The sequence below is a fragment of the Bacillus timonensis genome (assembly GCF_004799755.1).
Classification (GTDB): Bacteria; Bacillota; Bacilli; order Bacillales; family Bacillaceae_L; genus Ferdinandcohnia; species Ferdinandcohnia timonensis_A.
The window spans coordinates 172,853-199,410 of sequence record NZ_SLUB01000001.1 but is presented as its reverse complement, the minus strand read 5'-3'; the positions used below and the strand labels follow the sequence as shown (position 1 = coordinate 199,410).

Below are 26,558 nucleotides of genomic sequence, written 5' to 3'. Positions count from 1 at the left end.
CCTTTTCTATCTACACTCATTATTGTGTGATAAAAAAAAGGAGATATACAAAGAAAAGCTTTAGGCGCCTGCGAATCTGCGACAAGTACAAGACAAACTCTGACAAAAGTCCTTTTGGACCTTTAGAAGTGATGACTTATGACCTCGATCCGATGGTGCCTAAAGCTAGACATAAAAGTTTGAGTAAAAAATAAAAAGCCAGTGAACGAATCCACCGGCTTTACCAATATTATTTTGCAGCGTTATAACGATTTGCTACTTCTTCCCAATTAACTACATTGAAGAATGCAGCAATGTAATCAGGACGACGGTTTTGATAGTTTAGGTAGTAAGCGTGCTCCCAAACATCAAGACCTAGAACTGGAGTTTTACCTTCCATTAATGGAGAGTCTTGGTTAGGAGTACTTGTTACTTCTAGCTCACCATTGTTAACAACTAACCAAGCCCAACCAGAACCGAAACGAGTTGTTGCTGCTTTTGAAAACTCATCTTTGAATGCTTCAAAGCTGCCGAATTTGCTGTTAATAGCGTCAGCTAGCTCACCTGTTGGCTCGCCGCCACCGTTTGGAGAAAGAATTGTCCAGAATAAGCTGTGGTTTGCATGTCCACCACCATTGTTTCTTACTGCTGTACGAATATCTTCTGGAACAGCATCAAGATTAGAAACTAACTCTTCTACTGATTTGCTTTCTAAATCAGCTTTACCTGCAATTGCATTGTTTACATTAGTAATGTAAGTGTTGTGATGCTTAGTGTGGTGAATGTTCATTGTTTCCTTGTCAATATGTGGTTCTAGTGCATCATAAGCATAAGGTAATTGTGGTAATTCGTATGCCATGGTTAATTCCTCCTTAAAAAATATGTAATAATGAACCTTTTGAAAACGAATACGTCTTCAACAGCCCTCACTTGTTAGATTACCAAAATAAGTATAATCTTTCAAATAAAAAGCTTTGTAACGACACCAGATTTAAGATTCCTCTGGAGTTCTAATTTTATTCTTAAAGTACGACAAATAAAAAAAAAATAATCATGATCACTTGAATAAGACCTTTTGCAAGAACACCACTAAGAAAACCAATAAGTGAGCCTATCCCACTTTTAAAAGCATCCTTAAGATCCTTTTTATGTACAAGTAATTCTGCTAAAAAAGCTCCAAGGAACGGGCCAATGATAATACCCAATATCGGAATCACAAAAGGTCCAACAAGAAGCCCAATGGTACTTCCCCAAACAGCTGCCTTGCTTCCGCCGTACTTTTTAACTCCCAGTAAATTAGTTGCGTAATCTGCCCCTAATAAGAGAAGGAGAAACAACCCTTCTATAACCCAGAACCAAATACTCAACGAATCAAAGCCTTGAAAAAGTCCATAAATCAAAAAGCCTCCGGCGATAAAAAGTACACTTGGAATGATAGGATAGACAAGTCCAACAAAAGCGATAACGAACAATACAATAATAATTATCCACATCAAAATGCTCATAAGAAACCTCCTTTATAAAAAATACAAGGCATCCTTTAATGCCTTGTATTTCATGAAAGTTAAACTTTTAAAGATTTCTTTCTCCTAGAACGGCTTCGGCAATATTTACAGCGTGGTCACCGATACGTTCTAAATTACTAATGATGTCAACGAATACGATACCCGCTTGTCCTGAACATTTTCCTTCATTTAGACGAAGAATATGTTTCTTCCGTAAAGCCCGTTCCATTGAATCAATTTTTTCCTCTTGTTTCACGACATCAATTGCTAATGTACGATCATTATTTTGTAGACTTTGAACAGCCTCACTTACTGTATAAACCGTTAATTTAAACATTTCATTAAGATCTTCCATTGCATCTTCAGTCAACTTCACTTTATTAGAAATTTGATAGTCGACTAATTCCACAACATTTTCAAAATGGTCCCCGACTCTTTCGATATCACGGACTGTGTTTACAAGCATAGAGTGTAACGCAGATTCCTGTGCTGAAAGCGATCTAGAAGATATTTTTATTAAATAGTCTGTTATTTTTTTATCTAAATTATTTATTGCGTCCTCAATTTGCATAGCGGTATCCGCATATTTTTGGGATTTGTCATTTAAATAGGTATTTGATTCCTCTAGTCCTTTAACTGCAAATCCACCCATTCGAACGACTTCTTCCCTTGCTTGCCCCAAAGCAATTGCAGGAGATTGTTCAATAAAGACAGGGTCAAGATGTTTTGCCTTATATTCAATCAGCGAATCCTCGCCTGGAATAAGTTTCGTCACGATAAATGCTAAAACAGCAATAAACGGAAATTGAATAATTGTATTTGTAATGTTAAATGTTCCATGCGCAAATGCAATTGTCATTTCCGGATTTAAACTCCATACATCTTGTAAAAATCTAATGAATGTTGTAAATGGTATAAGGAGAATCAAGAAAATGCTAGTTCCAATAATATTGAATAATACATGTGTTAAAGCTGCCCTTTTTGCAGCGACCGAAGCACCGATTGATGCTAAGACTGCAGTAATTGTCGTCCCAATATTATCACCAAATAATACCGGAAGTGCTGCATTTAAGTCTAACAACCCTTCACCAAATAGGCCTTGCAGTATACCGATTGTTGCACTTGAACTTTGCACAATCACAGTAAATACTGTACCAATCACAACACCAAGTATTGGGCTCGAACTCATATTTACTGTTAAATCATGAAAGGCTTCGAGAGAACGGAGAGGTTTCATTCCATCTCCCATTAGTTCTAAACCTAAGAAAAGTGAACCAAATCCGAAAACAATTTGTCCAAAATTATGTACTCTCTTATTTTTAAAGAAGAAAAGTAAGACAGCCCCTACAGCAATTATCGGAAGTGCGTAATCAGATATTTTAATACCAATGATAAATGCAGTAATCGTTGTTCCGATATTTGCCCCCATGATAACACCAATCGCTTGTCGTAGCGTCATGAACCCTGCGCTTACAAGTCCTACGACGATTACCGTTGTTCCCGAACTACTTTGAATTAAACATGTAACAAATACCCCTGCGAGAACTCCCATAAATGGATTGGTTGTAAACTTATCTAAAATATCTCTCAGTTTATCCCCTGCAGACTTTTGTAGTCCATCTCCCATGTACTTGATACCAAAAAGGAAAATACCAAGACCGCCTATAAACTGGAATATCATACTTTGTACATCTAGTTCCACATTGCCAACTCCTATGTTTTTAGATATTTTTTAGCAAGCCCATAAAAGATAGTACCCTAGTCTTTTTTTTATGTAAAGGTAATATAAAGTAAATTTACAATCCTGTAACATTCGGATTCGTTCATCTCTCGTAACTCTATTTTTCACTCGATCCATCAAAAGTATGTGCTGTAAAGTTTTCTATTAAATTTTGTTTCTTTCTATTAATTTTTGGAATATCAAGAATTGAGGTGCATATTCTTTAATAAGTTGATCTATCGGAGGTTTTGGATATGAAGCGATTCTTCGCATTCCTAGCAATTGTATTTATTCTATTTATTATTTATTACGATGTAAGATTTGGAACTCTACAAATTGCAAAAAGTGAAACAATAGAGGTAACAGAGGTTATAGCGAAAACACCAAATCATCCATATAAGGAAATTAAGATAAATGCCGGTGATACGTTATTATCCATCGTCGAAAATTTAAATGAAGGGAAGCAGATCTCTTCTATTGATTCTGTAATTGAAGATTTTGAAGAACTTAATCCAAATAGCAAAGCCGATCTTCTCCAAATTGGAAAAACCTATAAATTCCCAATCTATACGGATGAATAAGGGTCTTTTCTTGTCAATTTTTTGATTCAACTGTAAAATAGGCAAGTAAATAATTCTTTAGACTAGATATTTTTCTTATAAAGGATTACTCTTATAGAAGTGATTATGATTAAATAGGTTTTAACTTAAAGGAGCGATATTCGTGAGTGAAATCATCCATCGTACAAAAACACGTCCTGTGAAGGTTGGTAATTTAACGATTGGTGGTAATAATGAAGTAGTTATTCAAAGTATGACCACTACTAAAACACATGATGTTGAGGCAACTGTTGCAGAGATCAAACGTCTTGAAGAAGCAGGATGTCAAATAGTTCGTGTGGCATGCCCAGATGAGCGTGCTGCAAATGCGATTCCAGAAATCAAGAAAAGAATTTCAATTCCTCTCGTAGTTGATATACATTTCGATTATAAATTAGCCTTAAAAGCAATTGAAGGAGGAGCCGATAAAATTCGGATTAACCCTGGTAATATCGGTCGTAAAGAAAAGGTTGAAGCTGTTGTTAAAGCAGCAAAGGAAAAAGGAATTCCAATTCGTATCGGGGTAAATGCAGGATCATTAGAAAAACGCATCCTTGATAAATATGGTTACCCTACTGCAGACGGTATGGTGGAAAGTGCATTACACCATATTAAAATCCTAGAAGACCTTGATTTCCATGACATTATCGTGTCAATGAAGGCGTCCAATGTACCACTCGCAATCGAAGCATATGAAAAAGCGGCGAAAGCATTCGATTATCCATTACACTTGGGTATTACTGAATCTGGAACTCTTTTCTCTGGTACTGTAAAAAGTGCGGCTGGCTTGGGTGCAATTTTAAGTAAGGGTATCGGAAATACATTACGTGTGTCACTAAGTGCAGACCCTGTTGAGGAAGTAAAAGTTGCGCGTGAATTGTTAAAATCATTTGGATTAGCTTCAAATGCGGCAACCTTAATCTCATGTCCAACATGTGGACGAATTGAAATTGACCTTATCAAAATTGCAAATGAGGTAGAAGAGTATATTTCAACGATTAAAGCACCTATTAAGGTGTCAGTTTTAGGCTGTGCGGTTAACGGTCCAGGTGAAGCTCGTGAAGCCGATATTGGGATTGCAGGAGCAAGAGGAGAAGGATTACTGTTCCGTCACGGCAAAACTGTTCGTAAAGTACCAGAGGAAACCATGGTAGAAGAATTGAAAAAAGAAATTGACAAGCTTGCTGAAGAATATTACGCAAAACAAGCTGCTGAACAAAAATAATAGAAATAAGCCCGACACAAAAGTGTCGGGCTTATTTTATTTACAGTTATTTGTTAAAAGAATGGGAGGATGAAGATGCCTACGATAATCGATACTGCACCGATCCCGATTGCCCATGCTCCTAAACCAGTTGCTCCACGTCGGCGTGCAATGAATCCAATAATAATACCTGCTGCTCCTAATAATACAGGCATTACAAATAAGGAAATAATAGATAAAGCAAGAGCTAACCAGCCTAAGCCCGCACCACCTGCTCTATCTTCTGTATGATCACGGTCCACTTCACGTCTCGTGGTTCCATAATTGATTGGGGCGGCAACCTCTGCTGCCGTTTCCTCATTATAGCTTGAGTCAGCATTTGCACCAATGTTTGGATCAACGTAGTAATCAAAATCATTATTGTCTTGATTGTTTCTTACGTTTTTGTCTTGTTCTGCCATGCTTATCCCTCGCTTTCCTTATGGGTGAGGAGCATTTATAGTATGAGTTAAGGAAGTTAGAAATATAATTGTTAATCATTGACTATATAGGGAATCATATTTGAGAAACTGTTATGCACGACATTCTGGACATGATCCGTAAATTTCAAATTTATGACCCGTTACATCATATCCTGATAAATTGTCGATGATCTTATCCATCGGACAGGATTCAATTTCCTTTGTTTTTCCACATTCCAAGCAGATAAAATGGTGGTGATGATGGCTTCCACCGCAGGTAAAGCGGAAGTGTTTCTCGCCAGATAGTTCGGTCGTTTCCAAAATGCCGAGATCAACAAATAAAGAGAGGTTTCGATAAATTGTGTCAAAGCTTAGTCCTGGATAGTTTCCTTTTAAGTTATCCAAAACATCCTTTGCGGTTAAATATTTATCAGAAACAGAAAACAGTTCAAGCATTTCCTGTCTTTTTCCAGTATGTTTAAATCCTTTTTCTTTCATTAATTCCATCGCTTCAGATACATTCATACCGCTCTTCCTTTCCACCATTTTTTCCAACCTATTGCACCTAAAAGAATCATGATTGATAGGACAACAATTGTTCCTCCAGGAGCCAAATCCAGGTAATAAGAAAGTACTAATCCAAAAACAACTGCTACTTCACCAAAAATGACTGAAAGAATAATCGTTTGTTTAAAGCCTTGGGCAATCCGAATCGCAGCCGCAACCGGTAATGTCATTAATGAAGATACTAATAAAATTCCGACAATTCTCATCGAGGCAGCAATCACTAACGCAACAGTCACAATAAAGATAAAGTGGATCGTTTTTGCATTAATCCCTGAAACGGCTGCATGTTCTTCATCAAATGATAAAAGAAATAATTCCTTATACAGAAAAATCACAATGAAAATTACAAGCATTGTTATCCCTAGAATGGTCCATAAATCGGAACGGCTAATTGCGCTCACACTACCAAATAAATAATTAAATAAATCGGTATTAAAACCATCTGCAAGTGAAATAAAAATTACACCCAAACCTATCCCACCAGATAAGATGATGGGAATTGCAAGCTCTTGATAGTGCTTGTATACCGTTCGTAATCGTTCAATAAAAAGTGAGCCAACAACTGAAAATGTCATTCCCATGTAAATAGGATTAACTGGTTGAGTAAGTCCCAACTTTTTTTCAAGTAAAAGACTTGCCGCAATTCCTGCTAATGTCACATGGCTTAAGGCATCTGCAATGAGAGAGAGCCGTCTTACCACAATAAAAACACCGAGCAATGGTGCAATCAACCCAATCAGTAAACCACTTAAGAATGCATTTTGTAAAAATTCATATTGAAATATGTCTGAAAGCATTGTTTCACCTTCCTCAGGTTTGTTCATGGGTAATTACATGAAGTGGATGGCCATAATAGTGGGATAAATCCTTGTCTTGAATATGTTCAAATTCCTTTGCACTTCCATGGAAATGAAGATGCTTATTTAAACATGCGACATGGGATACCTTTTCCGAAATTGTCCCTACATCATGAGTAACTAAAATCAATGTAATTCCCTTATTTTTATTAATATCTTCAAGCATATGATAAAATGCTTGAACTGTCTTAGCATCTACTCCGACCGTTGGCTCATCAAGGATGAGAAGCTCTGGTTCACTTACAAGAGCCCTTGCGATAAAGACACGCTGTTGTTGCCCTCCTGAAAGTTCGCCAATGTTTCGATTTATAAACTTCTCCATCCCGACCGATTGAAGAGCTTCCACAACCTTTTCCTTATGCTGCTGCTTGAAAAAATGAAACAAACCAAGCTTCGACGTCAATCCACTGGAAACAACTTCAAATACAGTTGCAGGAAAGCCGGAGTTAAAGCTGTTCGCTTTTTGGGAAACAAATCCGATTTTCGACCAGTCCTTAAATTTTGAAATCGGTGTTCCAAACAGTTCAATTGTCCCTTTTTGCAGCTTTACTAGCCCTAGAATACTTTTAAGTAACGTTGTTTTACCAGAACCATTTGGTCCGACAATTGCTAGGAATGAGCTTTTGGGGACAACTAAATTGATGTTTTCTAATACGGTTTGCTCCTCATATCTAAAAGAAAGATCATTAATTGTCAATACCGAATTTGAGTTTGTCAAATTATCACCTTTTTTTGTATATTTTGATCTTATTAAGAATCATTACGATTTATACTTTATGAAGTATACAGGATGAAATTTATAAAGTAAAGGTAATTGATAACCAAAAAAAGATTAACCCTTTTTAAAAAAATCTGTTTACAAACAGAACCTTTTGAAAAAGAGTTAATCTATTCCCTTTAGTGGACTGCAGATTTGAAGCGACCACCTCTTACTTCATGTGTATCCATGATGGTTATAAAAGCTGTAGGGTCAATTTCCTGAATAATAGTTTTTAATTTTGTAACCTCAAGTCTTGTCACAACAACATAAATAACTTCCTTTTCTTCATCCGTATATCCACCCCTGCCTTTTAACTTCGTCGTTCCACGACCAAGGCGATGTAAGATCGCATCAGATACCTCATTAAATTGCTCTGAAATAATAATCGCAGCCTTCGTTTCATCTAGCCCCTCTACAACTGCATCAATGGTTTTAAAGGCAATGTAATAGGCTAATACGGAATACATCGCAGATTCAAGACCGAAAACAAAACCTGCAAGTGCGAAAATAAAGATATTGATAAACATGACAAATTCTCCAACAGAGAATGGGAGCTTTTTCGTTAAGATAATCGATAAAATTTCAGTTCCGTCCATTGACCCACCATTACGGATGACAATCCCAACGCCTGTCCCAAGAAGAAGACCTCCAAATACAGCAGCAAGTATTGGTTCAATATCAAAAGGCTGCACATAGTGAAGTAAGGTTTCAATGATCGCCAATACGACAATTCCTAGAATGCTAGACCACATAAAGGTCTTCCCAATTTGACTATACCCTGAATACATAAATGGTAAATTAAAGACAACGACAAGAAAACCAAATGAAATATAGGTTGGTGTTAAATAATCTACAATTAACGAAATACCAATGATTCCGCCATCAATAATTTTATTTGGAATTAAGAAAAGTTCAATCGCAGCGGCAGCAAAGGCTGCACCAACAATAATCATAATCACCCTAAATATAATATGTGAAACGCTTTCCTTTTTATGCTCTCTGTTCATCCCATCACTCCAATTCGAAAAAGTATTAGCTTTTCTTGAATGATTTTATGCACACTCCTTTTCTTGTTGAAATAGACTAACGTGAGGAAGGTGAAGATTGTAAATATGAATATTTATCAGCAAATCATTAACCAAAAATTAAAGACCTTAACACCCGATGACTTAATAAAGTATGGAAAACAATATGATATACATGTCACCAAGTCACAAGCAACAAATGTGTTAAAATTGATTCGAAAAAAGAAACATATCAACATTTTTAATCCCGATGAAAAAAATCAACTACTAAAAGAAATTGCCCAGATGACAAGTCCAGAGGTTGCTAGAAAGTTAAACCAATTGTTTATCAAATTTACGAGTTGAAAAAAGCTGTCAACCAAAAGACAGCTTTTTTCATTTATTATTGATTCATAATTTTCTCTAATAAGCCTTCATCAAATGATTTTGACCGAATCATCTCAATTTCGAACTTATATGGAGCTTTCTTATTGTTTTTATCTTCACCAACATAAGGTGTTTCCAAAATTTTAGGGACATTCCCAAGGGTTGGATGATGGACAATATAATTAATTGCATCAAATCCAATTTTTCCAAATCCGATATTTTCGTGACGGTCTTTACTTGCACCTTTTTCATTTTTACTGTCATTAATATGAAGGACCTTAATGCGGTCAACACCAATTAGTTTATCAAATTGCTCTAGTACCCCATCAAAATCATTTACAATATCATAACCAGCATCATGGGTATGACACGTGTCGAAACAAACTGATAGCTTTTCATTATGTGTTACACCTTCAATAATCTGTGCGATTTCTTCAAAAGATCTGCCACACTCAGACCCTTTTCCAGCCATCGTTTCTAATGCAATTTGTACGTTTTGATCCTTTGTAATTACTTCATTAAGACCCTCAATAATTCTCTTAATTCCCGCTTCTGCACCAGCACCAACATGTGCTCCAGGATGAAGGACAATTTGTTTAGCCCCTAGCGCGTCTGTTCTCTCAATTTCGGAACGTAAGAAGTTTACACCTAATTCAAAGGTAGCCGGATTTGAGGTGTTGCCAATATTAATAATATAAGGAGCATGGACAACAATTTCATCAATCCCATTTTCCTTCATATGGGCAAGTCCAGCCTCGATATTTAAGTCTTCTATTTTTTTCCGTCTTGTATTTTGTGGCGCGCCAGTGTATATCATGAATGTATTTGCACCATAAGATACTGCTTCTTCACTCGCTGCTAGAAGCATCTTTTTACCACTCATTGAAACATGTGAGCCAATTTTAACCATACGTTACACTCCAATCTCCCATAAACAATTCATACTACTATTTTACCATATCCATCGCTTATTTTCTCTTTAATCGTTTTTGACGTTTTTTGAAATCTTCCATTTCCTTGTTCATTTTTTTCTTGTAGCCTGGCTTCACCTTTTTAGGCTTTTTTACTTTACTTTTTGCAAGGTTATCAATTTCATCTACTTGTTTTTTACGAGCTTTTCGTTTATTTCGCTCACCAATATTTATCCATTCATCCTGTTCGAGATCCATATTCTTAAACGTAATACCCATTTTCTCAAGCCTTACAATTGCATCCTCATCAGATGGATCATAAATGGTTGCAGCAATTCCAGAGTATCCGGCTCTTGCCGTTCTACCAACTCTATGGATATAAAAATCAAGATCACTTGGTAGTTCATAATTGATTACATGACTGACACCTTCAATATCAATTCCTCTTGCGGCTAGGTCTGTTGCCACGACATATTGAAATTCAAGTGAATTTATTTGTTTCATCACTTTTTTACGTTCACGAGGTGGAAGGTCACCGTGGATTCTTCCAACCTTCATCCCTTTTTCAATGAGCCCGTCAGCCACTTCATCAGCCATTTTTTTAGTATTAGTGAATATAATCGCTAAGTACGGATTATACGCCTCCAACATCGATTTTAATAGGCTCTTCTTATTTCGATGACGGAGTGGAACGAGAATATGTTCCACCTTTGTTGCTGTAGCCTGTTCTGGTGCAACATGAGTGTAACGCGGATTTTCCAAATATTTTTTTAAAAAGGGCTTTAATTTTTCTGGAATCGTTGCTGAAAATACCAAAATTTGAAGATCTTCCTGCATTCTAGCTGCAATTTGGTCAACATCTTCAATGAAGCCCATATCAAGCACTAGGTCTGCTTCATCAACAACGATTTGATTGGCCGTATATACCTGAAGGGCCTGTTCCTTGACTAAGTCATGAATTCTTCCAGGGGTTCCCACTACAATTTGTGGCTGCGTTTTTAGTTTTTCAATGGCACGTGCCTTATCAGTTCCACCCACAAATAATTTAGCTGTAATTGGATTCTCTTCGTTCCATTTAATAACCTTGCCAATCTCATGATAGATTTGCGTTGCAAGTTCTCTTGTTGGAGCTGTTATAACAGCTTGTACCTCTTGTCTTTCAGGATCAATCTTATTAATGATAGGTAACAGGTAAGCATGAGTTTTACCTGTTCCAGTTTGCGATTGACCAATAGCGCTTTCTCCTCGCTGAATGCTAGGTATTAGTCGCTCTTGAATTTCAGTTGGCTTTGTAAATTTTAACTCCTTTAATGCCTCAAGAATAAACGGCTGAAATTGAAAACGTTCAAAATCTTGTACTGTCATTACAATCCCTCATTTATATAAATATCAAATTTTTTTGTAAGGTTTAAAGTTCATTTAAATAGTAATCATCATAACCTAACAATTAATTATAAAGGAAACCATAAAAAAACACCAATCAAGCCTAATTGAGCGATTTGCTTAAACATTCATTTCCCTTTTCGCATATCCTAAAAACAAGGTATTATCACTATACTCTGTTCTTAGTCTCTGCAATGTGAAAGGAGGATAAGTAAATGTTTTTTCCAAGAAATCCAATGAGTCAGATGAGTCAAATGAGACCAATGAGGCCAATGAGGCCACCATCTATGTTTCCACAGCAAACCGGCTTCCGACCACCAGGAATGTTCGGTGGTATGCAAGGTATGCAAGGTATGCAAGGACAAGGAAGAGCGGGCTTAGGCGGTCTTTTGAGAAGATTAATCCCTGGTATGGGGCAGTCAAATCCAACACGTGGAATGGGCGGAATGACCGGCCTTTTTAATCCTTCACAAGCAATGAATGCTGGCACACTTCAAAATTTAACAAACCCTTCGAACCTAAGTTCAATGTTAGGAAATGTCCAAAAGACCTTGAAAATGGCCGAATCGGTCGTTCCAATGGTTCAGCAATATGGCCCATTAATGAAAAATATTCCCGCCATGATTAAAATGTACAGTGCACTTAAAAATTCTGGAAATGAAGAAGAAGCGAAAGAAGATAACGAAGAAAATGAAACAATTTCCCTTTCTGACGTGAACTCCGACGATGAGAATACTGCAAATGAAAAAGAAAAGCCGAAAGCAAAGGGATCTGGAGAATCTGTTCCAAAGCTTTACATTTAAAAGACTTTGTATTATCCTTCATACTCAGATATAATAAATACGAGATTACGAGAGTACCAACGTTAACACGCCAAGGCGTTTTTGATTGGTATAAAACTATCCGATTTATTAACTGAGGAGGAGAAGTGCATGGAAGTAATCAAAGTTGCACCGCGCGGTTATTGCTATGGTGTAGTGGATGCGATGGTAATTGCGAAAAATGCCGCTTTAGATAAAACATTACCTAGACCCATTTATATATTAGGAATGATTGTTCACAATAAACACGTAACAGATGCCTTCGAAGAAGAAGGAATTATTACACTTGATGGACCGAATCGTCTAGATATACTAAATCAGGTTAAAGAAGGTACTGTTATTTTCACAGCTCATGGTGTATCTCCTGAGGTGAAACGCTTAGCGAAGGAAAGAGGTCTTGTTACCCTTGATGCGACATGCCCTGACGTTACTAGAACGCACGATTTAATCAAGGAAAAAACAGCAGAAGGCTATCACATTATTTATATTGGTAAAAAAGGCCATCCTGAGCCAGAAGGAGCAATTGGTGAAGCGCCTGGTTTTGTTCATCTTGTTCAAACGGTTGAGGATGTTGAGAACCTTGAGCTAAGTAGTGAAAAGCTTGTGGTAACCAACCAAACAACGATGAGCCAATGGGATGTTCAGCATGTTATGGAAAAGGTTCAGGAAAAATTCCCACATACTGAAGTTCATAATGAAATTTGTCTAGCTACACAGGTACGTCAAGAAGCAGTTTCGGAACAAGCAAAAGAAGCTGATTTAACAATCGTAGTTGGAGATCCAATGAGCAATAACTCGAACCGTCTTGCACAGGTTTCCGAGGAAATTGCAGGCACTACAGCTTATCGTGTAGCAGATGTGAGCGACATCCAGCTTGATTGGCTTAAAGGAGTAGAGAAGGTAGCTGTAACAGCAGGTGCTTCCACTCCAACACCGATTACAAAAGAAGTCATTAATTTCTTAGAACAGTTTGACCCAGAAAACGAAGAAACATGGGAACGCGTTCGTAAAGTACCTCTTTATAAAGTGTTGCCAAAAGTGAAAGTCCCTAAAAAGTAAGTGGAAGGAAGGTACCCCTGATTCGGAGTACCTTTTTTTGTTTATAAAAATTGGAATGGATCGGTATTTAGCTCTGATGTGATAACTGAAACCTCTAACTTTTTTTCTTTAAAACGTTCAGTTAAGACATTTGCTACCCCTTTTTTTATCACTTTTTCCACATTATGACCAGGGTCTACAATATTAAGCCCCATCATCATGGCATCATGAGCTACATGATAATACATATCTCCGGTTACATACACATCTGCCCCAGCTCTTCTAGCATGTGAAATATATTTATTGCCATCGCCACCGAGTACAGCAACCTTTTTTACTCGATCTGTTAGTGAGCCAACAACCCGTATTCCATCTACCTCTAATTTGTCCTTCACATGATGTGCAAATTGTTCAAGCGTCATCTCATGTTGAAGATACCCAACTCGACCAAGCCCAAGTATATTTCCTTCATTCTCAAGAGGATAAATATCATAGGCAACCTCTTCATATGGATGTGCCTTCAGCATAGCCGTAACTACCTTTTTTTGAATACGGCTTGGAAAAACTGTTTCAATTTTGATTTCATCCACATTTTCTAATTGACCAACTGCCCCAATATGAGGGTTTGTTCCTTCGTGTGGCAAAAAGGTACCAGTACCCTCGGTATTAAAGGTACAGTGGCTGTAATCCCCAATAAAGCCTGCGCCTGCCGTTCCTAATGCTGTCCGAACCTCATCTGCACTTTCTCTAGGAACATACACTGCCAATTTTTTTAGTCTTTCCTCATAGGTAGGAGCAAGCAATTCAATATTTGTTAGCTCTAAGGCATTCGCTAATAAATCATTGACTCCACCAACTGCTACATCTAGATTTGTATGTGCTGCATAGACTGCTATATTATGTAAAATACATTTTTGAATGATTCTTCCTGCCGGCGTATCTGTTTGAATAGCTCTTAACGGACGGAAGATTGGAGGATGATGAGCGATTATCAAATCGACTTCACTTGATATGGCTTCATCTACAACTTCCTCTAACACATCAAGTACGACCATTATTTTCTTTACAGGTTTATGTAAAGTTCCTATTTGAAGGCCAATTTTATCTCTGTCACCTTCAACCGCTAAATATTTTGGGGAAAATCCCTCAAATACTTGGATGACTTCAAATCCGTTCGGTATTTTGCTCAAGTTAATGCCTCCATTACAATCTCAATCTTTTGCTCAAGCTCTTCTTTTCGTAAACGATTTTCAGTCGTTTCCTCTGCATCGTTAAGTTGGTTCAAAATTCTTTCCCAATGTTTCAGTTCGTGTGACCACTTTTTTATGAAGATTGGACTTTTTTCTTTAAGTAAAAAAGGTCCAAGCAATAATTCTTGATCGATGTTTTGATAGGGTTTTTGTGGACTTCCTTTTTCGGCGACTAAAACCTCATAAATCTTTTTATCTTCTTCCAAGATTTCCTCGGCAATTAGCTCCCAATCGTTTTCAATCAGCCATTCTCTAATTGTAGAAGCTCCGATATTTGGTTGGAGGATCAGTCGTTCTACACCTCGTAATTTGCTTTTACCCTTGTCTAAGATAGAACGAATCAGCGAGCCACCCATTCCAGCAATGGTGATGCATGTAACTTCATTCGGTTGGATGACTTCTAGGCCATCTCCTTTTCGTGCTTCTAATGCGTTAGTAAGTTGATTTTTGCTGATTTGTTTTTTGGCTGATTGCAGAGGACCTTCCGCTACTTCTCCGGCGATTCCTTTTGTGATCATGCCATTTAAATAGGCAAAGCAGGGTAAATAAGCATGGTCAGAGCCTATGTCTGCTAAAGTAGCCCCTTTGGGTATGTATGATGCAACTGTTTCAAGTCGCTTCGATAGCTTCTCTTCGTTCATAATAACACCACATTTTTTTGAAATTAGTTTTAATTATACAAGAAGTGCACGGAAACTTCCATCTAGTGTGTAAAAAGTACAGAAAAAAACCCCTTACATAAAATGCAAAGGGTTTTAATCTATTATTTATTTTTGTTCAACTAACCAATTTGCTATTTCTTGTACTTGCGCAGGGTCCTTAACTAAGCCACCTGGCATTGCACCTCTACCATTTGTGATGACATCTTGAATCTCTTCAGCTGATAAAGAAGTGCCTTTCAAAGCAGGAGCATTACCTTGACCTGCCAAGTCCTGTCCATGGCATGCTGCACATGTACCTTTGACAACCTCTTCTGGGGAAGCTGCAGCTGTTTCTGGTGCCTCTTCACCTTTGTTTGCCATTTCGTCCATGTTTCCAAGTCCAACAAAACCTAATAGGAACATAAGTCCAATACCGAAAACTGCAATTAAAGCAAATGGTATTAATGGATTCTTTTTCATTTTCTGACCTCCCTTACTTATGTACATCGTTTAAGAAGTTATTATATATATTCTATACAAACACTCTCTATTTTACTTGAAAAATGATAGAAGTGAAAGTCCTAATTGTACAAAGAACCCTAGTAACATATTATTGTAAAATTATTTTACACAAAAATGTCACAAATTTGTCATAAAGACAAATAAAAACTCCCCTCATGTAGAGAGGAGAGTCCCGTTCAGATACTTTTTTAACATCCAATTGCTCTGGCAATCACCATTCGTTGAATCTCAGATGTTCCTTCTCCAATTTCTAAAAGCTTTGCGTCTCGCATAAATCTTTCAACATGATATTCTTTCATATAGCCGTATCCACCGTGAATCTGAACAGCTTGGTTTGTAACTTCCATGCACATTTCAGACGCATATAACTTAGCCATTGAAGCTTCTTTCGAAAAGTGACGATTTTGATCTTTTAACCACGCTGCTTTGTACACCATATTTCGTGCCAGTTCAATTTTCATCGCCATGTCTGCTAATTTAAATTGAATCGCTTGAAAGTTTGAAAGCGATCTCCCAAATTGCTTTCGCTCTTTAGCATACAACAATGCCCTATCATAGGCTGCTTGTGCAATTCCAACTGCCATTGCTCCAATTCCAATTCTGCCACCATCTAGAGTGATTAAAAACTGCCTGAAGCCCTCACCCCGTTTGCCAAGTAAGTTTTCCTCAGGTACGCGAACATCCTCTAGAACGATTTCGGTCGTGTTTGAAGCATGAAGCCCCATTTTCTCATAATTGTCGATTACCTTAAACCCTTTTGCATCAGTTGGAACAATGATCGCACTGATTTCCTTTTCCGCACCATTTCGACTCGTTATCGCTGTAAGAGCGAGATGCTTCGCAAAGCTTGCGTTAGTTATAAAACATTTATTTCCGTTGATAATGAACTCATTATGATCAAGTACTGCCTCAGTTTGCGTTCCGCCAGCATCTGAACCGGCATTTGGCTCCGTAAGACCGAAAGCACCAAGCGACTCCCCCGTACAGATGGGAGTTAAGTATTTTTGCTTTTGTTCTTTCGTTCCAAATAAATGAAGGGGCGCACCACCAAGTGAGATATGGGCTGAATATGTAATTCCGGTAGACCCACAGGCTCGGCTAAGTTCTTCGACTACTATTGCAAAGCTAATCGTATCTGAATCGGCACCACCATATTCTTCAGGAAACGGTAGACCCATCATACCTAATTGACTAAGTTTTTGAAAAACTTCAATTGGGAAACGTTTGTCTTTGTCTCGTTGTTCAGCGCCTGGAGCAACTTCTGCTTCAGAAAATTCCCTAATGGTTTTTTGAATCATTTTTTGCTCTGTCGTTAAATCGAAATTCATAGTACCCCTCCCGTTGTATGCGTTTTCAATCTCTATTATAAGGGGTGATTAAGAATTTTTAAACAATTTAAAAATTAAATATAAGAATACCTGAAGTAATACTTCCTAGAATGCCCGCGATTAAAAAATATTTTTTCTTAGAAAGAATGCCAACAATGATCCAACAGACACAATTTAACAATATGATTCCAAACAAATAATATCCATGTCCTTTAAATATAAGATCACTTCCGTTTACTGTGAGGAGAAGAATAAAAAGTGCAAGGATGATGGAAGCAAAATGGACGAAAAATGGATTATTTCGATTTAATATTAAGCCTAAAGTACAGATAATTATAAAAATAAAGTTTATTAGCATTTGCAATGTAGGAGATATTTCAGTAAAATAAGTGACAAGAAACATAACTGGTAAAAGCAAACCAATTCCAAATATCCAAGATAGTGTATTTTTCTTAGAATGAGACGATGTTGGTTTGGATTCAACCCCTTCTCCTTCTGTATATAGGGAGAGAAGGAAGTTACAATATGCTTCTGGCAGTAATTTGTTTTTTCGCCAATACAGGATTTCGTTAATTACAATGTTTTTTCTATCTTGGTTCATGAAAGCGTTCACCTTTTTTAAAGTTAGTTGAAAGACTAAGAATGCCACTTCTGAGTGACAACGTCTTTGTGACCCACATCGTGTGGACATAAAAAAATAGTTTACTTCAATTTTATGAAGTAAACTACGAAATGTAAAGAACAGAATGCGCAAGCGCCTTGATCAGCCCCGACATGCATAAGAAAATCCGGCTAGAAGGATGCACTTTATCCTTCTCGACGGATTGGCTTATGACCTCGAGGGGCTAGGCGCTGGATCTGGACTTATGAAAATGTTTATTCTAAGAAATCTTTTAGTCTCTTGCTCCGGCTTGGGTGACGAAGCTTACGTAGTGCTTTTGCTTCAATTTGACGAATACGTTCACGTGTTACACCAAATACCTTACCTACTTCTTCAAGGGTACGAGTGCGTCCATCGTCTAGACCGAATCGGAGACGTAATACGTTTTCTTCCCTGTCTGTTAAGGTATCCAGAACATCTTCTAGCTGTTCTTTTAAAAGCTCATATGCAGCATGCTCTGAAGGAGATGTTGCATCCTGATCTTCGATAAAATCACCTAAATGTGAATCATCTTCTTCACCAATTGGTGTCTCTAATGATACAGGTTCTTGAGCAATCTTTAAGATTTCTCTAACCTTTTCAGGTGTTAAATCCATATCCTCGGCAATTTCCTCAGGAGTTGGTTCACGGCCAAGATCTTGGAGTAATTGACGTTGCACACGGATTAATTTGTTAATTGTCTCAACCATATGAACGGGAATACGGATGGTTCTCGCTTGGTCTGCAATCGCACGTGTAATGGCTTGACGGATCCACCAAGTGGCATACGTACTGAACTTGAAGCCTTTGCGATAATCAAACTTTTCGACAGCTTTTATAAGTCCCATATTTCCTTCTTGAATTAAGTCTAGGAACAACATCCCACGACCAACATAACGCTTTGCAATACTTACAACAAGTCGCAAATTGGCTTCAGCAAGTCTGCGTTTGGCCTCTTCATCACCTTGTTCGATTCTTTCAGCGAGTTGGATTTCATCATCAGCTGAAAGTAGGTCTACACGACCAATTTCTTTTAAGTACATACGTACTGGGTCATTAATCTTAACCCCTGGAGGAACACTGAGGTCATTTAAATCAAACTCTTCTTCCTTAGATAATTCTTGGATATTGGGATCATCTTCGGCATCAGCATCGGCATCATGGCCATCGCCTTCACCTATTAATTCAATCCCCTGCTCTCCAAGGAACTCATAGTATTCATCAAGATGATCTGATTCAACTTCAAAACCAGACATACGCTCAGCGATTTCCTCATAGGATAATACTCCGCGTTTTTTACCAAGTGCTGTTAATTTTTCTTTTACTTGCTCTAATGTTAATTCTGTATCAACTGCTTTAGACTTTTCAGCCATTTGTTCCCCTCCTTCCAAAACTAATATGACATAGAGGTTTAATAACCTATTTAATGTAATGCTTTTTTCAATTGAATAATCTCATTAGCAATCGTAGCGGCCTTCAAATAATCCTTACTACGTTCAGCCTCAAGTTGTTCAGTTTCTTTTTCTTTTATCATTGACATTTTTTTATGATTCAACACCTGTTTCACATAATCGGATAACACAGAATCGGATACTTCTTCTTCAACTGACATCATGGCAATATCAGTCACAATCCGTTTAAGATTATCATCATGTATTCTCGTTAAAAATGTGCTGATATCTGGTTCATGTCCTTCTTCATAATATGCATATAAATACGTTAAAATTGCTCGATGCTCTTCAATATTAAATCCGGCTTGAAGCTGATCTTGAACTTTATCCGCAATGTCCCGATCCCGCAGCATATAGGCTAGCAAAAAACGTTCAGCATTATGATAAGCTTTTAGTAAATGTTTGGATACGGGAGGTTTCGCTTTCGTATTATTTCTATTCCCAGCGAAATTATCCTTCTTTTTCCGTTCGGATTTATAATACTGAAGCTGTTGTTGCTTAAGCGCCTCAAGCGAAATTGAAAACTCATTAGAAAGTTGGCGCAAATAATGGTCTCTCTCAACAGCTTTTTCTAAAGAGGAAATCTCCTTAAGTACATCTTCTATATAACGGATGCGTTCTCCTTCATCCTGAAGATTTTTTCCTCTTCTTAAGTACTGCATTTTAAATGCCATTATTGTAAGACTTGCCCCTATTACATCAGTTTTAAACTTCTCCGCGCCATATTTATTAATGTAGTCATCAGGGTCCATGCCATTTGGCATGGTTGCAACTCTTACATAACAGCCTGCCTCGAGAAGCATAGACGAGGCTCGTAAAGCGGCATCTAGCCCAGCATTGTCAGAGTCATAACAGATGACGACAGATTCCACATTCCTTCTAATTATTTTTACATGCTCATCCGTTAAGGATGTACCCATTGTACCAATTGAGTTTGGAACATCTGCTCGATCAGCTGCAATCACATCTGCAAATCCTTCAAAAAGGACCGCTTGCTGTTGTTTCCGTATTTCAAGTCTAGCTTGATGGAAATTGTAAAGGGTTTTACTCTTGTTAAAAATAATTGTTTCTGGGCTATTTAAATATTTTGGTTCCTGGTCCTTCTCAAGAACCCTGCCAGAAAAAGCAATTGTTTTGCCTTGATGGTCCCAAATTGGGAACATAATTCGATTTCGAAATCTATCAAAGAACGTCCCGGTATCTTCCTTTTTTACAAGTAATCCGGCCCGTTCCATCAACTCAGGCTTGAAGCCTCTTTTTTGGAGAAATTTTGTAGCAAAGTTCCATGAATCAAGAGCATAGCCAATTTCAAACTTATCAATGATTTCTCTCGTAAAGCCTCTATTTGTTAAATAGTCGAGCGCTGGTTGACCTTCTTTTGTATTAAGTAATAGGTGATGATAGAATTTCTTTAGTAATTCGTGTGCTTCCTGCATTTTTGAAACATCGTTATTTTTATCAGAAACAGCTGTTTGGTGTTGGTAATCTGATAAGTCTATGTTCACTTTTTCAGCTAAATTTACTGCAGCTTCAGCAAAAGAATACCCTTCTAAGTCCATTAAAAAAGAAAATACATTTCCACCTGCTCCACACCCAAAACAATGAAAGATCTGTTTATCAGGCGATACAGAAAATGAAGGGGTATTTTCACCGTGAAATGGACATAAGCCAAAATAATTTCTACCTTGCTTCTTCAATTGAACATATTCACTAATAACATCAACAATGTCAACAGATAAACGAATTTTTTCGATTGTTTCTTCGGGAATTCGATACCCCATGTTTAACATCCCCAAGTACTAAAATATTCTATATTGAGATCTAAAATCCTGCAATATTCGACAAACTTTTTTTAAATATTTTAGTAAAATGTTGTTTGTCTTCCTCTGTAAAGGGTTTTGGTCCTTTCGAGTAGGTACCACTACGTCTTTCCTTTGCAGATAAAAAACGAAAATGGAGAATTTGGTCCATATCCTCTTCCTTAAATTCTTTGCCACGGGGCGATAATACAGTTACACCTCTATTAACTAAAATACTTGCTAAGCCAGTATCCTGGGTAATGACGATATCTTTTTTTATTGCATGGTTCATAATATAGAGATCTGCAGCTTCTTTATCAGCGTCCACGTACACCCATTTTCCACCTATGGGATTTGACATAACGTGGGCATATGAAGCAACAAATACAACATTGATATTATATGTACCCGCTATGCTAACTATTTCTTCTTTAACTGGACAGGCATCTGCATCAACAAATATTTTATTCTTTTTTTCGTCATATTTCTCTATTCTACATCACTCCAGAGAATCCTTCTTTTCCAGAAAAAGATTTAATAGGATGTTTAAAATCTGTGATTGTCTAATCTTTAGGTGAGTAAAAAGAAAGAATATTTAAAAGTATTTTTCGGAAGAAAAATCTTGAATCGAGAAAATAATGTCGAAAATTATTTAACCTATTTCCTAATCTTACCCTTGACATCCTTCAATACATAGTTTATTCTATCCAATCGAACTCTAAACCTAAAATTATGTATTTTTATCACAATTTTTTATTATAATATAAAATTTCTTCAAGCGCCATAAAAAAACATATCTTTTTAAGATATGTTTTCGCCCCATTAGCACTAAAAAAATTTATTAATACGTTTTGCGTTTATTGATTTTATTTAAAATAATATTCGCGGTTTCCTCAACTGCTTTATTTGAGACATCGATAACATCACAACCAATTTTAGTAATGATTGATTCAAAGTGATCGAGTTCTTCTTTAATGCGGTTAATATTTGCATATATCGCTTGGTCATCTAAGCCCAACGATTTTAATCGTTCGCGCCTAATATGATTTAGTTTTTCAGGACTTATTTTTAATCCAAAACACTTATTTTGGGACACTTTAAACAATTCTTCCGGTGGATCAACCTCGGGAACAATCGGAACGTTTGCAACCTTAAAGCGCTTATGTGCAAGATATTGAGATAAAGGCGTCTTTGAAGTTCTTGATACACCAATTAAGACGATATCCGCACGAAGGATGCCCCTAGGGTCACGACCATCATCATATTTTACCGCAAATTCAATTGCCTCGATCTTTTTGAAATAATCTTCGTCTAGTTTTCTGACAAGCCCCGCTTCATATCTTGGATTACTTTCATAAAGACCTGACATTTTGTCAATTAGCGGACCAATAATATCATTTACAATGACTCCTTCTCGTTCTGCTTCCTTCACAAGGAAATCTCTTAGTTCAGGAACCACGAGTGTAAAAGCGATTATGGCATTATTAAGTTTTGCGAGGGCTACCACCTCTGCCAATGTGGCAGTATCTTCAACATAAGGAATTCGTTTAATATCTGTATGTGAGCCATTAAACTGGCTTACTGCTGCTTTAACAACTAGTTCTGCCGTTTCCCCAACCGAATCGGATACTACATATACTACACGATTTCTCATTTGCTACCCCATCTCCTTACCAAAATATTAGAGGATTTCGTCCCCGGCGAGGGCCACTAAGGCTTTCGTCATATTTGTCTTTGTGATTCTTCCAATTACCTCTATACCACGTTCAGAATGCTTTACAACAGGTAATGCATCAATTTGCTTATCAATTAATTTATGAGCCACTTCAAGTAAAAGATCATCTTTTTCACACATGGTAATGTTCGGCATACGGGTCATAATAATTGTGACAGGGATGGATTTTAAATCCTGGTTGCCGAGACTTGCCCGCAATAAATCCTTCCTCGATAAGACGCCTACGAGAAGGGAGGATTTATCCACCACAAATAAAGTTCCTACATCTTCCAAAAACATCGTTACAATCGCATCATAAACAGATAAACTCTCATTTACAACAACTGGTATAGATTGATGATCCATCACTTTTATTTTTTTAATCTTATCAGCTAGCAACTGTTGTCCAGTTTTTCCCGTGTAAAAATAGCCGACCCGAGGTCTTGCTTCAAGATAACCAGCCATTGTTAAAATAGCGAGATCCGGACGAAGCGTTGCCCTCGTCAAACTTAATCGGTCTGCAATCGCTTCTCCTGTAATCGGTCCATTGTCTTTTACAATTTGTACAATTTGTTCTTGCCTCTTGCTCAGTTCTATTGTACTCACCACCAATCGTAAAATCTTTTAATTTATGTATATATGTTCAAAAAGGTTATACTAATTAGAATTATTATATACTAATTGTGTATTATCGTATAGGGTATGAAAAAAGACTAGGAGCAAACAAACATGCTCCTAGTTATTCGTTCTTATTTTACAATGATGGCATTCATATCTCCGATTAAATAAATCACGTGTGCCAATTGCACCATTTGTGCAAGACGATTTTTTCTAACCGCCTCGTCCTCTGCCATAACCATTGTATGTTCAAAATATTGGTCAATTAGTTCTCTCATTGATGCTAAAAGATGGAAAGCTTCTGCTACATTCTTTGCTTGAAGACTCTCGATTACTTTTGGTTTAACCTCTATAAACTTTTCAAAGAGATGTTTCTCCTCATCTGATTCAAAAAGGCTAGGATTAATTTCAGCGTCTTCACCTTTTTTCGCAATATTGAGCACTCGGCCCAATGATTCGATAGTTGCTTTAAAGTCTTGATGCTCTTTATATTTTTCAAGAATTTCTGCTTTTTGAACAAGAAGTCCAATATCGCCTAGCTTTGTACCAAGAACCGCATCAATAATGTCGTAGCGGATGCGTCGGTTGTTTAATTCATGCTTGATCCGTAATTTGAAGAACTGAACAAGTTCTTTCTCAATTTCTTGTTTTTCAAGCTTTGCGATATTTGCTTCAACAAATAAACTTAATACATACTCGAATAATTCTTCAAGACTTATATTCCAGCCTTTATCAAGTAAGATCTGAACAACACCTGATGCCATGCGACGTAAAGCATACGGATCCTGTGAACCTGTTGGAATGATGCCAATTGAGAAACACCCAACAATTGTATCCAACTTATCAGCAAGGCTGATCAAGGCACCAACGGTTGATGCAGGACTGGCGTCATCAGCGTGACGTGGCATATAGTGCTCATTAATAGCTACAGCAACTTCGCTTTCTTCCCCACTTAATCGTGCATAACGTTCACCCATGACCCCTTGAAGCTCAGGGAATTCATAAACCATATTTGTGACAAGGTCAAATTTACAAATCTCGGCAGCGCGATTTGCCTTATTTTGCGTTTCACTATCCAGCTCAAGAAGTTCTGATAGATGCTTTGTGATTTGTTGAATTCGTCTAACTTTGTCACCTATTGAGCCGATTTCTTCATGGTAAATGATTTTATCGAGCTTCTGAATTAAATCATCGATTTTTAATTTTTGATCTTCTTTATAAAAGAAGTCTGCATCTGATAAACGGGCACGAAGTACCTTTTCATTACCTCTAGCCACTGTTTCAAGATGCTTGTGGTCTCCATTTCGAACTGCTACAAAGTAAGGAAGAAGCGCACCATTTTTGTCTTTCACTGGGAAATAGCGTTGATGCTCTCTCATGCTTGTAACTAACACTTCTTCTGGTAAATTCAAAAATTCTTCTTCGAATTTCCCGAAAAAAGCAGTTGGATATTCTACAAGATTTGTTACTTCTTCTAGCAAATCGGCATCAATTGGAACTTCCCAATTGTTGTCTTCTTCTAAAATTTTTATTTGGTTTGTTATTGCTTCTTTACGTTCAAGATAATCAGCAATAACATATTGAGACATAAGTAGTTTTTCATAACCTCTTGGTGATGTAATTTCAACTTCATGACCTAAGAATCGATGTCCCCACGTTTTATTGCTTGCCTTAACATTTGTGATCGTAATAGGGATCAATTCTTCACCGAATAAAGCGACAATCCATTTTATTGGACGAACATAGCGAAGTTCTTGGTCACCCCATCGCATATTTTTAGGGAATGATAAATGTATAATCACATTTTCAAGATCACTTAGGATTTCTAGTGTGTCTTTTCCTTTAATAAACTTATTGATATGTGCGTATTCCACGCCATTGATTTCTTTAAAAAAGATATCTTCAACTGTCGCTCCTTGCCCTCTTGTAAAGCCCATTGCTGCTTTTGTCCAATTTCCATCCTGGTCTAAGGCAATTTTTTTCGCAGGGCCTTTCGCTTCCAGTTCAACATCCTGTTGTTTTTCAGCCACATCATGAACTAGAACTGCCAGTCTTCTAGGTGATGAAAAACGCTCGACCTGTTCAAATGAAACATTATGTTCAATCAACCAGTTTGTTACCTTGTCTGCAAGCTGATTCATAGCATCTGTTACAAACCTTGCCGGCATCTCCTCTAAGCCAATTTCAATTAATAAATCTCGATTACTCATGACGATCGTCTCCTTTTGCCTTCAGCATTGGGAAGCCTAATTTTTCCCGCTCCTCATAAAACGTTCTTGCAACCTTACGAGCCAAATTACGCACTCTGCCAATATACCCTGTTCTTTCCGTAACAGAGATTGCTCCCCTTGCATCAAGCTGGTTAAACGTATGTGAGCATTTTAATACATAGTCATAGGCCGGATGAACGAGACCTTCGTCCATTTGACGATGTGCTTCCTTTTCATAAATGCTAAATAAGTTAAATAACATGTCTATATCAGATGTTTCAAATGTATATTTTGAATGCTCGTATTCAGGCTGGTGGAAAATATCACGAACCGTAAATCCATTCGTCCATTCAAGGTCAAAAACATTTTCTTTATCTTGAATATAAGAGGCTAAACGTTCAATTCCGTATGTGATTTCGACTGAGACAGGTTTACATTCAATACCTCCCACTTGTTGGAAATAGGTAAATTGAGTGACTTCCATTCCGTCAAGCCAGACCTCCCAGCCAAGGCCCGCCGCTCCAAGTGTTGGTGCTTCCCAGTTGTCTTCAACAAAGCGGATGTCATGCTCTAATGGGTCAATTCCTAATTTGCGTAAGGAGTCAAGGTAAAGCTCTTGAATATTATCAGGTGATGGCTTCATGATGACTTGGAATTGATGGTGTTGGTACAGACGGTTTGGGTTCTCACCGTAACGACCATCGACTGGACGTCTTGACGGTTCAACATAGGCAACATTCCAAGGCTCTGGCCCCAGACTTCTTAGGAATGTATAGGGACTCATTGTTCCTGCACCCTTTTCTACGTCATAGGCTTGCATGAGAATACAGCCTTGATCTGACCAATGCTTTTGTAACGTTAATATCATTTCTTGTATATTCATTATTGCACCTCCGGTTTAATTGCCTAATAAATCGTTTCTCATAATATATCTTTTACAAAAATAAAAAACTCCCCTCCTCTATGCCTAACAGTAGACATAGGGACGAGAGTTTACCCGCGGTTCCACCCTATTTGCAACAACATAAAGAAGTTATTGCCTCTTTCAATCGATACACTCTGGAACGCCTTCCTTATTTGTTCATACCCTAGCTTCCACCGTCCTAGGTTCGCTTTTATGAACGACCATAAGTACTACTTTCCTTCACCGTGTAATATTTTTAATTGAACTATATTCCATAATTCCAGT

At 37.4% G+C, this 26,558-nt stretch carries 27 protein-coding genes; 5 read left to right on the top strand and 22 right to left on the bottom strand.

Annotated elements, in window-relative coordinates:
- Nucleotides 1-229: 229 nt before the first annotated feature.
- The 3 genes from E1I69_RS00970 to E1I69_RS00960 all read right to left on the bottom strand — a co-directional run bounded on the left by E1I69_RS00970 (nt 230) and on the right by E1I69_RS00960 (nt 3,186).
- The gene (locus E1I69_RS00970; RefSeq protein WP_136377772.1) at nt 230-838 is read right to left on the bottom strand and encodes a superoxide dismutase; all 609 of its coding nucleotides are present in this window, start codon (nt 836-838) and stop codon (nt 230-232) included.
- 163 nt (nt 839-1,001) lie between these two features.
- Complete coding sequence (locus E1I69_RS00965; protein WP_136377771.1) at nt 1,002-1,484, bottom strand: DUF456 domain-containing protein; 483 nt, start codon at nt 1,482-1,484, stop codon at nt 1,002-1,004.
- 67 nt (nt 1,485-1,551) lie between these two features.
- Nucleotides 1,552-3,186 carry a Na/Pi cotransporter family protein gene (locus E1I69_RS00960; protein ID WP_207308487.1) on the bottom strand — a complete coding sequence of 545 codons (1,635 nt, stop codon included), beginning with the start codon at nt 3,184-3,186 and terminating at the stop codon, nt 1,552-1,554.
- Nucleotides 3,187-3,458: 272 nt separating this feature from the next.
- Between E1I69_RS00960 and E1I69_RS00955 the strand changes: the two genes are divergently transcribed.
- Nucleotides 3,459-3,785 carry a hypothetical protein gene (locus E1I69_RS00955; protein WP_136377770.1) on the top strand — a complete coding sequence of 109 codons (327 nt, stop codon included), beginning with the start codon at nt 3,459-3,461 and terminating at the stop codon, nt 3,783-3,785.
- Nucleotides 3,786-3,921: 136 nt separating this feature from the next.
- Nucleotides 3,922-5,028, top strand: coding sequence for a flavodoxin-dependent (E)-4-hydroxy-3-methylbut-2-enyl-diphosphate synthase (ispG, locus tag E1I69_RS00950; RefSeq protein ID WP_136377769.1), 1,107 nt, complete (start codon nt 3,922-3,924; stop codon nt 5,026-5,028).
- Between the two features lie 53 nt (nt 5,029-5,081).
- Here ispG and E1I69_RS00945 read toward each other — a convergent pair whose 3' ends face one another.
- The 5 genes from E1I69_RS00945 to E1I69_RS00925 form a co-directional block, all read right to left on the bottom strand.
- Complete coding sequence (locus tag E1I69_RS00945) at nt 5,082-5,468, bottom strand: DUF308 domain-containing protein (RefSeq protein ID WP_136377768.1); 387 nt, start codon at nt 5,466-5,468, stop codon at nt 5,082-5,084.
- 111 nt (nt 5,469-5,579) lie between these two features.
- A complete protein-coding gene (locus E1I69_RS00940; RefSeq protein ID WP_136377767.1) occupies nt 5,580-5,993 on the bottom strand; it encodes a Fur family transcriptional regulator in 414 nt (137 codons plus the stop codon).
- Complete coding sequence (locus tag E1I69_RS00935; RefSeq protein WP_136377766.1) at nt 5,990-6,832, bottom strand: metal ABC transporter permease; 843 nt, start codon at nt 6,830-6,832, stop codon at nt 5,990-5,992. Before E1I69_RS00935 ends, E1I69_RS00940 begins: the two co-directional genes overlap by 4 nt.
- Before the next feature lie 13 nt (nt 6,833-6,845).
- Entirely contained in the window at nt 6,846-7,610 is a 765-nt protein-coding gene (locus E1I69_RS00930; RefSeq protein WP_136377765.1) for a metal ABC transporter ATP-binding protein, read from the bottom strand.
- Nucleotides 7,611-7,789: 179 nt separating this feature from the next.
- Entirely contained in the window at nt 7,790-8,659 is an 870-nt protein-coding gene (locus E1I69_RS00925) for a YitT family protein (protein ID WP_136377764.1), read from the bottom strand.
- 105 nt (nt 8,660-8,764) lie between these two features.
- Here E1I69_RS00925 and E1I69_RS00920 point away from each other — a divergent pair, with 105 nt between their 5' ends.
- On the top strand, nt 8,765-9,022 hold the full coding sequence (locus E1I69_RS00920) for a DUF2624 domain-containing protein (RefSeq protein ID WP_136377763.1): 258 nt from the start codon (nt 8,765-8,767) through the stop codon (nt 9,020-9,022).
- A 37-nt stretch (nt 9,023-9,059) separates the two neighbouring features.
- On the opposite strand, the gene E1I69_RS00915 is transcribed toward E1I69_RS00920, so the two are convergent.
- Together E1I69_RS00915 and E1I69_RS00910 are read right to left on the bottom strand one after the other, a co-directional pair.
- Nucleotides 9,060-9,953: a deoxyribonuclease IV gene (locus E1I69_RS00915; RefSeq protein ID WP_136377762.1), complete on the bottom strand. Its 894-nt coding sequence runs from the start codon at nt 9,951-9,953 to the stop codon at nt 9,060-9,062.
- A 58-nt stretch (nt 9,954-10,011) separates the two neighbouring features.
- The gene (locus E1I69_RS00910; RefSeq protein WP_136377761.1) at nt 10,012-11,319 is read right to left on the bottom strand and encodes a DEAD/DEAH box helicase; all 1,308 of its coding nucleotides are present in this window, start codon (nt 11,317-11,319) and stop codon (nt 10,012-10,014) included.
- Between the two features lie 233 nt (nt 11,320-11,552).
- Between E1I69_RS00910 and vrrA the strand changes: the two genes are divergently transcribed.
- Entirely contained in the window at nt 11,553-12,140 is a 588-nt protein-coding gene (vrrA, locus tag E1I69_RS00905) for a VrrA/YqfQ family protein (protein ID WP_136377760.1), read from the top strand.
- Nucleotides 12,141-12,269: 129 nt separating this feature from the next.
- Nucleotides 12,270-13,217, top strand: coding sequence for a 4-hydroxy-3-methylbut-2-enyl diphosphate reductase (locus E1I69_RS00900; RefSeq protein ID WP_136377759.1), 948 nt, complete (start codon nt 12,270-12,272; stop codon nt 13,215-13,217).
- Between the two features lie 41 nt (nt 13,218-13,258).
- Here E1I69_RS00900 and E1I69_RS00895 read toward each other — a convergent pair whose 3' ends face one another.
- The 12 genes from E1I69_RS00895 to glyQ all read right to left on the bottom strand — a co-directional run bounded on the left by E1I69_RS00895 (nt 13,259) and on the right by glyQ (nt 26,252).
- Entirely contained in the window at nt 13,259-14,386 is a 1,128-nt protein-coding gene (locus tag E1I69_RS00895) for a Nif3-like dinuclear metal center hexameric protein (protein WP_136377758.1), read from the bottom strand.
- The gene (locus tag E1I69_RS00890) at nt 14,383-15,087 is read right to left on the bottom strand and encodes a tRNA (adenine(22)-N(1))-methyltransferase (protein ID WP_136377757.1); all 705 of its coding nucleotides are present in this window, start codon (nt 15,085-15,087) and stop codon (nt 14,383-14,385) included. Before E1I69_RS00890 ends, E1I69_RS00895 begins: the two co-directional genes overlap by 4 nt.
- Nucleotides 15,088-15,213: 126 nt before the next feature.
- Entirely contained in the window at nt 15,214-15,567 is a 354-nt protein-coding gene (gene cccA, locus E1I69_RS00885) for a cytochrome c550 (RefSeq protein ID WP_136377756.1), read from the bottom strand.
- A 230-nt stretch (nt 15,568-15,797) separates the two neighbouring features.
- Entirely contained in the window at nt 15,798-16,937 is a 1,140-nt protein-coding gene (locus tag E1I69_RS00880) for an acyl-CoA dehydrogenase family protein (RefSeq protein ID WP_136377755.1), read from the bottom strand.
- Between the two features lie 67 nt (nt 16,938-17,004).
- Entirely contained in the window at nt 17,005-17,538 is a 534-nt protein-coding gene (locus tag E1I69_RS00875) for a hypothetical protein (RefSeq protein WP_136377754.1), read from the bottom strand.
- A gap of 275 nt (nt 17,539-17,813) precedes the next feature.
- A complete protein-coding gene (gene rpoD / locus E1I69_RS00870; protein WP_136377753.1) occupies nt 17,814-18,950 on the bottom strand; it encodes an RNA polymerase sigma factor RpoD in 1,137 nt (378 codons plus the stop codon).
- Between the two features lie 50 nt (nt 18,951-19,000).
- The gene (dnaG, locus tag E1I69_RS00865) at nt 19,001-20,809 is read right to left on the bottom strand and encodes a DNA primase (protein ID WP_136377752.1); all 1,809 of its coding nucleotides are present in this window, start codon (nt 20,807-20,809) and stop codon (nt 19,001-19,003) included.
- Nucleotides 20,810-20,849: 40 nt separating this feature from the next.
- A complete protein-coding gene (locus tag E1I69_RS00860; RefSeq protein ID WP_165439135.1) occupies nt 20,850-21,320 on the bottom strand; it encodes a YaiI/YqxD family protein in 471 nt (156 codons plus the stop codon).
- A 348-nt stretch (nt 21,321-21,668) separates the two neighbouring features.
- A complete protein-coding gene (locus E1I69_RS00855) occupies nt 21,669-22,481 on the bottom strand; it encodes a pyruvate, water dikinase regulatory protein (RefSeq protein ID WP_136377750.1) in 813 nt (270 codons plus the stop codon).
- Nucleotides 22,482-22,508: 27 nt separating this feature from the next.
- The gene (locus tag E1I69_RS00850) at nt 22,509-23,150 is read right to left on the bottom strand and encodes a helix-turn-helix transcriptional regulator (protein ID WP_136377749.1); all 642 of its coding nucleotides are present in this window, start codon (nt 23,148-23,150) and stop codon (nt 22,509-22,511) included.
- 140 nt (nt 23,151-23,290) lie between these two features.
- Entirely contained in the window at nt 23,291-25,369 is a 2,079-nt protein-coding gene (glyS, locus tag E1I69_RS00845) for a glycine--tRNA ligase subunit beta (protein ID WP_136377748.1), read from the bottom strand.
- Nucleotides 25,362-26,252: a glycine--tRNA ligase subunit alpha gene (gene glyQ / locus E1I69_RS00840; RefSeq protein WP_136377747.1), complete on the bottom strand. Its 891-nt coding sequence runs from the start codon at nt 26,250-26,252 to the stop codon at nt 25,362-25,364. Before glyQ ends, glyS begins: the two co-directional genes overlap by 8 nt.
- Nucleotides 26,253-26,558 lie beyond the last annotated feature (306 nt).